Source organism: Polaromonas sp., assembly GCF_043778355.1.
In the GTDB taxonomy this organism is placed as follows: domain Bacteria; phylum Pseudomonadota; class Gammaproteobacteria; order Burkholderiales; family Burkholderiaceae_C; genus Polaromonas.
Genome location: NZ_JAYWHI010000039.1, coordinates 1 through 10,997, shown reverse-complemented (window position 1 = coordinate 10,997; position 10,997 = coordinate 1). Strand labels below are relative to the sequence as shown.

Sequence of the window (10,997 nt, the reverse complement as noted above, 5' to 3'; positions counted from 1 at the left end):
GGCGAAGCCGAGTTCGAGCTCGGCCCCACTTTCGGCGAGCACCGGAGGTTGCCCGCAGCGAAGCGAAGGGACCCAGACCATCGGGTCGCCTTTTCTTTTGCTTACTTTTCTTTTGGCGACGCAAAAGAAAAGTGAGTTGCTGCCGGGCAACCCCCGGCTTGTTGGTGATCACTAGCTGTATGAGTCATCGACCATGGATCCCGGATCTAGTCCGGGATGACGGGCGAACAGCTTGCTGCCAGGCAACCCCCGGCTTGTTGGTGAACCCACACGATACGAGTCGTCCAGCATGGATCCCGGATCGGGCCTGCCCCGGACTTGATCCGGGGTCCGGGATGACAAGCGAAGCGCTTGCCGCCGGGCGAGCTCCGGCCAAGAGGGTGAGCTCAAGCGCGCGGCTTCGGCACCGAGCGGGGCAGGTGGACCGTGAACCGGGTGCCATCGGCCGCGGTGGAGATGACGTCCAGGCTTCCACCGTGGGCGCGAACAATCTCCTGGCAGATGAACAGACCGAGGCCCAGCCCCGAGCTTTCGCGGCGTTCGCCCTGGCCGGGCGCCATGCCGCGGACCAGCGGCCGGAAGATCAGTTGCTGTTCCTGCAGCGGAATCGGCGTCCCCCGGTTGTGCACCGAAAAAGCCACACCTTCAGCGTTTTCCCACAGGCGGACCGTCACCGGTTCATCGGGCGAACCGTGGGTCAGGGCATTGGCCAGCAAGTTGGACAGCAATTGCCCCATGCGGCCCTCGTCCCAGAAGCCTGTGAAGTCGCCGGTGCTTTCCAGGCGCAGCAGACTGCGCGGATAACGCACGCGGGTCTCTGCCAGCACCTTGGCGAACTGGAGGGCGAGGTCACCGGGCACCGGCTTGATCGGCATCATGCCCTCGGACTGCACCCGCGTGAAATCAACCACGTGTTCGATCACGCTGTTGATACGCACCACGCTGTTGATGATGGTTTCCGCCGCGCTGGCCGCCAGCTTGCCGGAGCGCACCAGGTACTGGGCCGACATGGAAATGGTGCCCAGCGGGTTGCGGATGTCATGGCCAAGAATACCGATGAACAGTTCGGTGGACTTGCGCGTCTGGTCGGTGTAACGGGACACCGATTCGGCAATCGCCTGATCCATGGCCGCATGGAAGCGGACGAGGTCCTCCATGTCCCGCGGCTGGTCCCGCCCGCCGCCTGCGTCCAGCCAGAGCCGGACCACGTTGGTCCGGAAGGCGCGGTATTCGGTAATCATGGCGTCGATCGCAAACCCCGAGACCATGCGGGTGTCGGCATGGGTTTCGGCAGCCGACTCCAGCTCTTCCGAGGGCCCTTCGTCCGTTGTGGCGTCCGGCGCCGTCGGCGGCATGACGGCGACCGGTGGGCGGTCAAGCTCGTCGGCAATCGCCGCCAGGATTTCACCGGCATGATCGCGCAAGGTGACGGGGTCCAGCATGCTGCCGTCCTGCACCAAGGTGGCCGCAAAGGCATCCCAGGCGGCAAGAATGTCTTGCGCGTTGGCGCGCAGGTGGGTGGAAAGTCGCATGGTCGGCCTTTGGTTAGGAAGCGTCAGGGGCGGTGCATGTCTGACCGGCAGAAATAAAAAAACCCTCCGGTTGCCCGAAGGGTTTTGTCATCAGCATCCCCGCAAGCTTGTGCGGCTATGAGGCCGCACACTTCAGCGCCAACCTTGATGGGCACTGGTTCACACCGGGGGTGGCTGAAGCGCTCTTGATCAGCGGGCAGCTGCCTGGACCGGTTCTGCCACATAAATCTCAACGCGGCGGTTCTTGGCACGGCCTGCGTCGCTGCTGTTGTCGGCCACGGGCTGGCGCGAGCCGGCGCCGTCGGTGCCGACGCGGTTGGCAGCCACGCCGCGGGCGACCAGGTAGTTGCGCGTGCTGTTGGCGCGGTCCATCGACAATGGGTTGTTGATGGCGTCGCTGCCGGTGCTGTCAGTGTGACCAATGATGGTCACGGAAGTCACCGGGTTCTGGTTCAGGCTGGTGGCAAACTGGTTCAGGATGGGCGCGAAGCTGGCATTGATGTCCGAACGGCCGGTGGCAAACGAGATGTCCGAAGGGATGTCCAGCTTGAGGCGGTTGTCAGCGGTCTGGGTCACGGCCACGCCGGTACCTACGGTGGCTTGCTCCATGGCCGCTTTTTGTTGCTGCATGCGCTGCGACCACAGGTAGCCGCCGCCTGCACCGACAGCGCCGCCAAGCACCGCGCCGGTGGCAGCGCCTTTGGAGCCGCCGGTGGCTGCACCGAGGACGGCGCCAGCCACAGCGCCGATGCCGGCGCCCTTGGCCGTGCCTTGCTGGGTTTCGCTCATGTTGGCGCAGCCGGTCAGAAAGAGTGCGGCGCAGGTCAGGGTGGTGAGGGCTAATTTCATGGGGTTTCTCCTGGAAGTGTTTGAATTTTCAAAGCGAACGGTAGGCCGCTTGCTGACTGATGTTAGGCCCAGGGACATCGGGCGCATGTAGGCAAAATTCCCGACCGACTGAGCGCCAGGGTCGTCTGTGCGCAGCCTTTAAACTAGAGATCCCGCGACCCGCTTTTTTTTACCCGCTTGTAAATTGAACCCATGAACACAGTCCAACTCGGCAGCAGTGACCTGCATGTCACCCCCATTTGCCTGGGCACCATGACCTTCGGCGAGCAGGTTAACGAGGCCACCGCCCACGCCATTCTTGATCGCTCGCTGGAGCGCGGGGTCAACTTTCTTGACGCGGCGGAGATGTATTCGGTGCCGGCCCGCGCCGAAACCTTTGGCGCGACTGAAACCATCATCGGCAACTGGTTGGCCAGCCGACCCGGTGCGCGCAACAAGATGGTGGTGGCGACCAAGGTCGCCGGCCCGGCACGCGGCATGGACTGGATACGCAAGGGCAGCCCGGAACTGACGGCCAAAGACATCGTGCAGGCCTGTGAAGACAGCCTCAAGCGTTTGCAAACCGATGTGATTGACCTCTATCAGATCCACTGGCCAGCGCGCCATGTGCCGGCTTTTGGTCTTGTCTATTTCGACCCCGCCAAAGACAAGCCGGTTAGCAGCATTGAGCACCAGCTTGAAGCCCTGAGCGGTCTGGTCAAAGCTGGCAAGGTGCGTGCGATTGGCTTGTCCAACGAAACGCCTTACGGTGTCCATGAATTTGTGCGCCTGGCCGACCAGCACGGGCTGGCGAAAATTGCGACGGTGCAAAACCCTTTTTGCCTGATCAACCGCACGGTGGAAAACGGTCTCGACGAAAGCATGCACCGGCTTGGCGTATCGCTGCTGGCTTATTCGCCGCTGGGCTTTGGTCTGCTGACCGGCAAATACGACAGCAGCGGAACCAGCGGTCCGGAAGCGCCGGCGAATGGGCGCATCTCGAAATACGAGTCGGTGCGCAAGCAGCGTTGGGGCCGGCCCGAGGCGCTGGCCGCCGCGCGCCGCTACAACGCGCTGGCACGCGAACATGGCTTGAGCCCGACCCAACTGGCGCTGGCCTTTTGTTATGGCAAGTGGCAGGTCGCCAGCACCATCATCGGTGTGACCTCGGTCGCCCAGCTCGACGACAACCTGAACGCCTGGGGAACGAAGCTGTCTCCTGAGCTGCTGGTGGAGATTGACAAAATTCGCTGGGAGCTGCGCGACCCGGCGCTGTAAATGGTTCTCCCCCGAAGCGCCTTCGACGCCTCCCCCCAGGGGGCGCCATCTGCGGCCCGGCAAAGCCGGTTCCGCGCTGGCACTTGAACGGAAGCAGCGTAGTGAGCAAAAAAGAGCACGTCAGCGAAACACCGGCCACCCAGTTGCTCAAGGCCAACAAGGTTGTGTTCACTGAACACCCTTATGAGTACCTGGAGCACGGCGGCGCGCAGCACAGTGCCGAGGTGTTGGGGTTTGATCCCTTCACCGTGGTCAAGACCCTGGTGATGCAGGACCAGGACGCCAAACCGCTGCTGGTGCTGATGCACGGCAACCGCAAGGTCTCGACAAAAAACCTGGCGCGCCAGATTGGTGCCAAGTCGGTGGAGCCCTGCAAGCCCGAGGTGGCGAATCGGCACAGCGGTTACCTGGTGGGCGGCACCTCGCCCTTTGGTACACGCAAGGCCATGCCGGTGTATATCGAGGAAAGTATTCTGGCCTTGCCTGACATCGCCATCAACGGTGGCCGGCGCGGTTACCTTGTGCGGCTGGACCCGCGGGTGTGTGTCGCGCTGCTCGGTGCAAAATCCGTCAACTGCGCGCTCGAAGACTGACGCTATAACAACATCTGGAGAACCCCATGGACTACCTTTATTCCGCCCTCGCCGTTGTGGCGGCCTACCTGATGGGCTCGCTGTCTTTTGCGGTGATTGTCAGCAAGCTGATGGGCTTGAACGATCCGCGCAGCTACGGCAGTAAAAATCCGGGCGCGACCAATGTGCTGCGGTCCGGTAACAAGGCAGCGGCGGTGGCCACCTTGCTGCTGGACGGTCTCAAGGGCTGGCTGCCGATGGCACTGGTGACCTGGTTTGGCCGCGATTACGGCATGCGCGAGGGCACGCTGGCCGCCGTCGGTCTGGCCGCTTTCATCGGCCACCTGTACCCGGTGTTTTTCAAATTCGAGGGTGGCAAGGGGGTGGCCACCGCTGCAGGTGTGCTGTTTGGGGTGCACTGGGTGCTGGGCCTGGCCACACTCGCGACCTGGGTCATCGTCGCTTTCTTTTCGCGCTACTCGTCGCTGGCCTCGCTGGCCTGCGCGCTGTTTGCGCCTTGGTACTACATGATTGGTGCCCGCAGCTTCTGGGAGATGGACAAAACCATGGCGCTGGCGATATTTGTGATGAGTGCCTGTCTGGCTTACCGGCACAAGGAAAACATCAACAAGCTGCTGCAGGGCAAGGAGTCGAAGCTGGGCAGCAAGGCCAAACGCTGAGCCTAGTAACGCCGGACCAGAATCATCTGCTCGTTTTCGCGCAACATCTGAAAACGTGTCAGAAAGCTGTTGCCCAGCAGCATGAAGGGCATCGGCTGGGGTGACACCACCGCGTCCACGTCAAAGACCTCGACATCACCGACGCGGACCGAGTTGAGTTTCACGCGGTAGCCCTGGGTGATGCCGTTGGCCGTGCTCATGCGCACCGGCTGCCCGTCTTTGTACTGGATGCCGGTGCGGTCCGCGTCGGCAGCACTCATGGCGATGCTGGTGGCGCCGGTGTCGACCATGAACTGAACCGCGCGGCCGTTGATCTGGCCAGCCGTCATGAAATGCCCCCCACTGCCGGCGTTCAGCACAATGCGGTTGCCCTTGCCCGCGCCACCGCCTGCTCCGCCACCCGCACCCACGCTGACCGGTGCATCGCCGACCCGCAGCGTGAGGCGTTTGCCATTGAGCTCCAGCACCGCTTGGTCGCCGGAGGCAGAAATCACCTTGACATTCATGTGGGTGTCGCCGGCCGCCACCGACTTGGGCGGTGCACCGTTGACGACCAGCAGGGCCTTGTTGCCCAGCAGGCCGGCCAAAGCCACGCTCTGGGCCTGCGCCATGCCGCTAAAAGCCGTCAGCGCGATCAGCAGCAGGACGACTTTCATGGGGTCAATCCCTGAAATTGTTGAAACTCAAAGGCATGTCGGGCAACTCGGCCTTGATCATGGCCATGGCCTCCTGCAGGTCGTCGCGGTTTTTACCGGTGACCCGCACCGCGTCGCCCTGAATCGAAGCCTGCACCTTGACCTTGCTGCCCTTGATCAGTTGCGAGATTTTCTTGGCCTGCTCGGTCTCGATGCCGTTGCGCACCTTGGTGACCTGCTTGACCTTGTCGCCGCCGATTTTTTCAACCTTGCCGGCGTCGAAAAAGCGCACATCAACGCCGCTTTTGGTGGCCTTGTTGCGCAGAATGTCGGTGATCTGGTCAATTTGAAAGTCGCTGTCGCCAATCAGCGTGATTTCCTTGTCCTTGAGCTCAATCGCTGCCGCCGTGCCCTTGAAGTCAAACCGTGTTCCGATTTCCTTGGCGGTGTTTTCAACCGAGTTTTTGACCTTGACCAGGTCGGCTTCGAGGACGGTGTCAAAAGAGGGCATGGTGTCGGCTTCTTTGCTGGCGTGGTGAAGGGTGTCCGGATGAGACAATCCGCTGATGTTAGTCGAGAAAAACGTCCCCCTCCAGTTTTCCAATACCTTCGGCATCATGGCCAAGGCCCTGACGTTGGTGCGCATCCACAGCGAACAGGATCTGGCCGCCGTACTCGCCGATCCGGCGCTGCGGGATACCCCCAAGTTTGTACTCGGCGGCGGCAGCAACATCGTGATCACCGGCGATGTGAAGCCGCTGGTGCTCAAGGTCGAGATCAAGGGCAAAAAGCTGGTCAATGAGACCGCCAGAGCCTGGGTCGTCGAGGCCGGCGCCGGCGAAAGCTGGCACGACATCGTGGACTGGACCGTGCACCAGGGCTACCCCGGCCTGGAAAACCTGGCACTGATTCCGGGCACCGTGGGCGGCTCGCCGGTGCAGAACATCGGCGCGTACGGCGTCGAACTGCAGGACCGCTTCGACTCGCTCGATGCGGTGGACCTGACGACCGGAAAAACCTTCACGCTGGACGCCGCGCAATGCGCCTTTGGCTACCGCGACTCGGTGTTCAAACACAGCAGCAGCGGGCCGAATGGAAAACCGGGCTTGGGCCTGGCGGGCAAGGCGCTGATCACGCGTGTGCGTTTTGCGCTGCCCAAGGCCTGGAAGCCGGTGCTTGGTTATGCCGACATCGAGAAAAAAATGGCGCAGGCCCCTGGCGTGCAGCCCGATGCGCTGCAGATTTTTGAGTGGGTGTGCGAGATCCGCCGCGCCAAGCTGCCCGACCCGGCGGTGATTGGCAATGCCGGCAGCTTTTTCAAGAACCCCACGGTGTCGCCCGAGCAGTGCGCCGACATCATCCAGCGCGAGCCGAAAATTGTGCATTACCACCTCGACGACGGCTCGGTCAAACTTGCCGCCGGCTGGCTGATTGACGCCTGCGGCTGGAAAGGCAAAAGCATCGGCAACGCCGGTGTTTATGAGCGCCAGGCGCTGGTGCTGGTCAACCGGGGCGGAAGCGCTGACCCGGTCACCGGCGGCGAGGTCATGACCCTGGCCAAGGCAATTCAGACCAGTGTTTACGAGCGTTTCGGCATCCTGCTGGAGCCGGAGCCGGTGGTGGTGTAGGGCCCGGTAGAGCCTGCTGCGCGGGTGTGCTGCTGGCTCTACGGCGCCTCGAAACGCTACGGTTTTGATAGCTGCTCGCGGAGAACTCACGTCGGCTAGAGGCTGATTTGGCATATAAAAATGCAAATTTCAGGTTTTATGGGCGTCTGCCTCGTGTTCAACCCTGCTTTCATACGTGCGCTTCGTATTAAAGATGGCTTTACTGTGACTTCACCCAATTAAAGAATTCTTTTGCACCAGGCGTGCCGCCGGCACCGATCAGCCAGCATTTGCAGCGCGTCGGGCAATTGAACCGCAGAGATTGATGCGGCCATGCTCCCACAGGCCCGGTCGCCACGCCCCTCGGGTAAAGTCTAGCCATAAGAATTCCGAAGGGGAGGGGAGCATGCTCATCAAATCAGCCGACGACAAGTCCAGGCGCCTGGCCTTGCTGCAGGATTTACAGCAGTCACCCCTGCTCGACGCCCGCCAGAAAGAGTGGCTCCGCGTTGAGCTGCGCAACCTGACCGCAGGTATCAAGGGTGAACGGGAAGCCGCATTTCACCTGGACGGCCATTACAAAGACAGCCAGAACAACGTGCTGCTGCACGACTTGCGGTTTGTGCTGGATGGCGAAACGGCCCAGATCGACCACCTGGTCATCAACCGCACCGGCTACATGGTGCTGATCGAAACCAAAAACTACTCAGGCGACCTGGAAGTCAACGCCCATGGCGAATTTACCGTGCGCTACGGCAAGGAGCGCTACGGCATTGCCTCCCCCTATGAGCAAAGCCGCCGCCACGCGCGCATCCTGAGCAAACTTCTGGAGCGGCTGGAGATCAGCACCCGCACCGACAAGCTGCCCGAGTTTCATAACGTGGTGCTGATGCACCCGCAAGCCATCATTGAGCGGCCAGACGCCAAGGCGTTTGACACCAGCTTTCTCATCAAGGCCGACCAGTTCCGCGCCTGGCATGAAAAGCTGGTGGACGGCTTCAGCACCGGCGGCCTGTTCAAGGCCATCTTCAACCTACGCAACCCAGACACCATCAAGGAGTGGGGCGAAAAGCTCAAGCGCCAGCACCGCCCGCAAGACATGCTGGACCTGCCAGACTGGATGCAGCCCAAACCTCGAATGGCCAAAGTTGTGATGGAGCCTCGTCCTGTAGCGCCCATATTTGCCGCAGCACCCGCCACCCCAACACCCACGCAGGCCGACGACTCACTGGCCAAAAAGCTGATTTGCGCCCATTGCCGTGAGAAGATCAGTTTCCCTGAAGGCAAGTTCTGCTGGAACAACGCCAAACGGTTTGGCGGGTTGCAGTATTGCCGGGAGCATCAGGGGTTGTTTGCGTGAAGATAATCAACCGTGGGGAATCAGCCAATGAAGGTTTTAAGGTTGTTTGAGGGGCATATGCCATGGCATTGATCGAAGGATTTAGGGTTCAGAATTACCGCGCTTTGCGCGACGTGACGCTGGGCAAGCTCTCCACCGACCAGGGCGGCGATGCGTTGACGCCGTTCACAGTTGTAATTGGCAAGAACGGTGCCGGCAAGAGTACCCTATTTGATGCGTTTGGCTTCGTTGCAGATTGCTTGACCAAGGATGTGGAAAGCGCTTGCGATGATCCTAGGCGCGGTGGCTTTGATCGCATGCGCTCTTTGGGAACGAATGAGCCTATTCGGTTCGAGATCTATTACCGAGAGGCTCCAGGCGAGCGCCCAATCACCTACGAATTGGCTATAAATATTGATGCGTTGGGTCGCCCGTTTGTCGAGTCGGAGTTGCTCAAGCAGCGCCGCAAGGGACAGAGGCATGGCCGCCCCTATCCGTTTTTGCGTCTGGAAAGCGGTGTGGGTGAGGTGTGGGCTGGGGAAGAGGCTGTTGCCAAAGTAGAGCAGACGGAGGACTCGGCTAAGACGGACGTGGAGTTGACCGACTTGCGCCAGTTGGGCATAGCGACTTTGGGAACGCTCAAGGAGCATCCACGCATCAAACGTTTTCGGGACTTTCTCAAAGGTTGGTACCTGTCCTACTTCCACCCCGACGCGGCAAGAAGCATTCCCCCAGCAGGCGCACAGAAACATCTCAATATCCACGGTGACAACATTGGCAACGTGGTTCAGTACATGCAGCGGGAGCAGGGTGCCCGTTTCAAAGAGGTTCTTAAAAGGATAGCGGAGAAGATTCCTGGCATCGAATCGATTGACGCTCAACCGACCATTGATGGACGATTGGCTCTCAAATTCAACGATGGCGCTTTTTCCGATTCGTTCTATGCGGGGCAGATGTCTGACGGCACGCTCAAGGTGTTCGCTTATTTATTGTTGATGGAAGACCCGGAGCCACCGCCTTTCATCTGCATTGAAGAACCAGAAAACGGGCTGTATCACAAGCTTTTGGAATCACTGGCCAGCGAACTTAGGTCACACGCCACTGGTGAACGCAACGCTCCTCAAGTTTTTGTGACCACACATCAACCTTATTTCGTTGATGCATTGCAGCCAAATGAGGTGTGGGTACTTAAGAAAGGTGCTGACGGCTTTTCGCAGATCACGCGGGTTTCTGACATGGCGTTAGTGAACAACATGGTCGAACAAGGCTTGCCGCTGGGCGGTCTCTGGTACAGCGACTACCTAGATTCGGAGTAAGGCATGCACATTGAAGTGCTTGTGGAGGACAGCTCGGGTGCCGCATTGATGGGCCACCTCATGCCTAAGTTGCTGGGAGAAGCCGTCGAACAACACACGTGGCGTATTCATGATTTCAGAGGCGTTGGTCGAATCCCCAAAAATCTGACAGCAAAGTCTGATGTACGAATAAAGACCTTGCTGGACAAGTTGCCGCGAATGCTCGAGGGCTACGGAAAATCGGGCTATGAGGCGGTGCTGATATTAGTCGATACTGACGGGCACGATGTGGCCGTCTTTCGCCGAGATTTGCATAAGATGCTGAAGCGATGCCCAAACGCACCGAAAACTGCGTTTGGATTGGCCACCGAAGAAGTCGAGGCTTGGTATTTCGGTGACCGCGAAGCTCTGTTGGAGGCCTACCCGCGAGCAGACAAGAGGGTGTTGAACAAGTATCAGCAAGATTCGGTGTGCGGTACTTGGGAAATGTTGGCCGATGCCTTGGTAAAGGGAGGCGCGGCTACGATAAAGAAACAAGGGTTTTACAAAATGGGTGAGTTCAAGCATGAGTGTGCCAATCGCATCGGCCCTCTCATGGATGTGGAACGGAATCAGTCACCGAGTTTCAGTAGCACTCGGAAGCGCGTATCCGAGCTTCTGGCAGCTAACTGACCATGTAATTTTGAATCTCTGTCCCTGCAAACGATAGTCTCTCTCCCATGACTGCTGATGAACAAAATGCTGTCAAGATCAGTGCGTTTGGCTTGGCACGGAACCTGTCCAGTGCTGGGCTGTTTCAATATATCGGGGTGGGAAAGAATTTTTAGCCTGTCCGGTTGGATATCCAGTAAGCCCGCCAAGATTTCACCTGGCGGGCTTTGTCTTAGGTGCTTGAACTGACCTACTTGCCCAACTTCAAAAAGTCATCCCCCTTGCCCAACTCCAGCATCCCGGCGTTGGAATAAACCTGCAGCTTGGCTCGCGTATCCGTGATGTCCAGATTGCGCATCGTCAGTTGCCCAATACGATCCAGCGGCGAAAACGGCGCGTCTTCCACTTTTTCCATGCTCAAGCGCTCGGGCGCGTAGGTCAGGTTCGGTGATTCGGTGTTCAGCAGCGAGTAGTCGTTACCGCGCCGCAGTTCCAGGGTCACGGTGCCGGTGATCGCGCTGGCGATCCAGCGTTGGGCGGTTTCGCGCAGCATGATGGCCTGGCTGTCGAACCAGCGGCC

General features: G+C 59.8%; 11 protein-coding genes and 1 pseudogene. 7 read left to right on the top strand and 5 right to left on the bottom strand.

Annotated elements, in window-relative coordinates; all coding sequences use genetic code 11:
• Positions 1–386: 386 nt before the first annotated feature.
• Positions 387–1,532, bottom strand: a complete 1,146-nt coding sequence (locus tag ACH2CW_RS07130; RefSeq protein WP_395056539.1) for an ATP-binding protein — start codon at positions 1,530–1,532, stop codon at positions 387–389.
• A gap of 189 nt (positions 1,533–1,721) precedes the next feature.
• Positions 1,722–2,381 (bottom strand): OmpA family protein, encoded by a 660-nt coding sequence (locus ACH2CW_RS07125; protein WP_395056537.1) that lies wholly within the window; start codon positions 2,379–2,381, stop codon positions 1,722–1,724.
• Between the two features lie 192 nt (positions 2,382–2,573).
• Here ACH2CW_RS07125 and ACH2CW_RS07120 point away from each other — a divergent pair, with 192 nt between their 5' ends.
• The 3 genes from ACH2CW_RS07120 to plsY all read left to right on the top strand — a co-directional run bounded on the left by ACH2CW_RS07120 (position 2,574) and on the right by plsY (position 4,890).
• Positions 2,574–3,638, top strand: coding sequence for an aldo/keto reductase (locus ACH2CW_RS07120; protein WP_395056535.1), 1,065 nt, complete (start codon positions 2,574–2,576; stop codon positions 3,636–3,638).
• 101 nt (positions 3,639–3,739) lie between these two features.
• Positions 3,740–4,231 (top strand): aminoacyl-tRNA deacylase, encoded by a 492-nt coding sequence (locus ACH2CW_RS07115; protein WP_395056533.1) that lies wholly within the window; start codon positions 3,740–3,742, stop codon positions 4,229–4,231.
• A 26-nt stretch (positions 4,232–4,257) separates the two neighbouring features.
• On the top strand, positions 4,258–4,890 hold the full coding sequence (plsY, locus tag ACH2CW_RS07110; RefSeq protein ID WP_395056531.1) for a glycerol-3-phosphate 1-O-acyltransferase PlsY: 633 nt from the start codon (positions 4,258–4,260) through the stop codon (positions 4,888–4,890).
• Between the two features lie 2 nt (positions 4,891–4,892).
• Here the strand turns inward: plsY and ACH2CW_RS07105 are convergent, their stop codons facing one another.
• The gene (locus ACH2CW_RS07105) at positions 4,893–5,546 is read right to left on the bottom strand and encodes a TIGR02281 family clan AA aspartic protease (protein ID WP_395056529.1); all 654 of its coding nucleotides are present in this window, start codon (positions 5,544–5,546) and stop codon (positions 4,893–4,895) included.
• A 4-nt stretch (positions 5,547–5,550) separates the two neighbouring features.
• Positions 5,551–6,036 (bottom strand): YajQ family cyclic di-GMP-binding protein, encoded by a 486-nt coding sequence (locus ACH2CW_RS07100; RefSeq protein WP_296919201.1) that lies wholly within the window; start codon positions 6,034–6,036, stop codon positions 5,551–5,553.
• A 55-nt stretch (positions 6,037–6,091) separates the two neighbouring features.
• Here ACH2CW_RS07100 and murB point away from each other — a divergent pair, with 55 nt between their 5' ends.
• The 4 genes from murB to ACH2CW_RS07080 all read left to right on the top strand — a co-directional run bounded on the left by murB (position 6,092) and on the right by ACH2CW_RS07080 (position 10,438).
• Complete coding sequence (murB, locus tag ACH2CW_RS07095; protein ID WP_395056527.1) at positions 6,092–7,153, top strand: UDP-N-acetylmuramate dehydrogenase; 1,062 nt, start codon at positions 6,092–6,094, stop codon at positions 7,151–7,153.
• A 385-nt stretch (positions 7,154–7,538) separates the two neighbouring features.
• The gene (locus tag ACH2CW_RS07090; RefSeq protein ID WP_395056525.1) at positions 7,539–8,492 is read left to right on the top strand and encodes a nuclease-related domain-containing protein; all 954 of its coding nucleotides are present in this window, start codon (positions 7,539–7,541) and stop codon (positions 8,490–8,492) included.
• 62 nt (positions 8,493–8,554) lie between these two features.
• Positions 8,555–9,787: an AAA family ATPase gene (locus tag ACH2CW_RS07085; protein WP_395056523.1), complete on the top strand. Its 1,233-nt coding sequence runs from the start codon at positions 8,555–8,557 to the stop codon at positions 9,785–9,787.
• A gap of 3 nt (positions 9,788–9,790) precedes the next feature.
• The gene (locus ACH2CW_RS07080) at positions 9,791–10,438 is read left to right on the top strand and encodes a hypothetical protein (RefSeq protein ID WP_395056521.1); all 648 of its coding nucleotides are present in this window, start codon (positions 9,791–9,793) and stop codon (positions 10,436–10,438) included.
• A 229-nt stretch (positions 10,439–10,667) separates the two neighbouring features.
• Here ACH2CW_RS07080 and ACH2CW_RS07075 read toward each other — a convergent pair.
• Positions 10,668–10,997: pseudogene (locus ACH2CW_RS07075) on the bottom strand (argininosuccinate synthase); the annotation flags it as partial.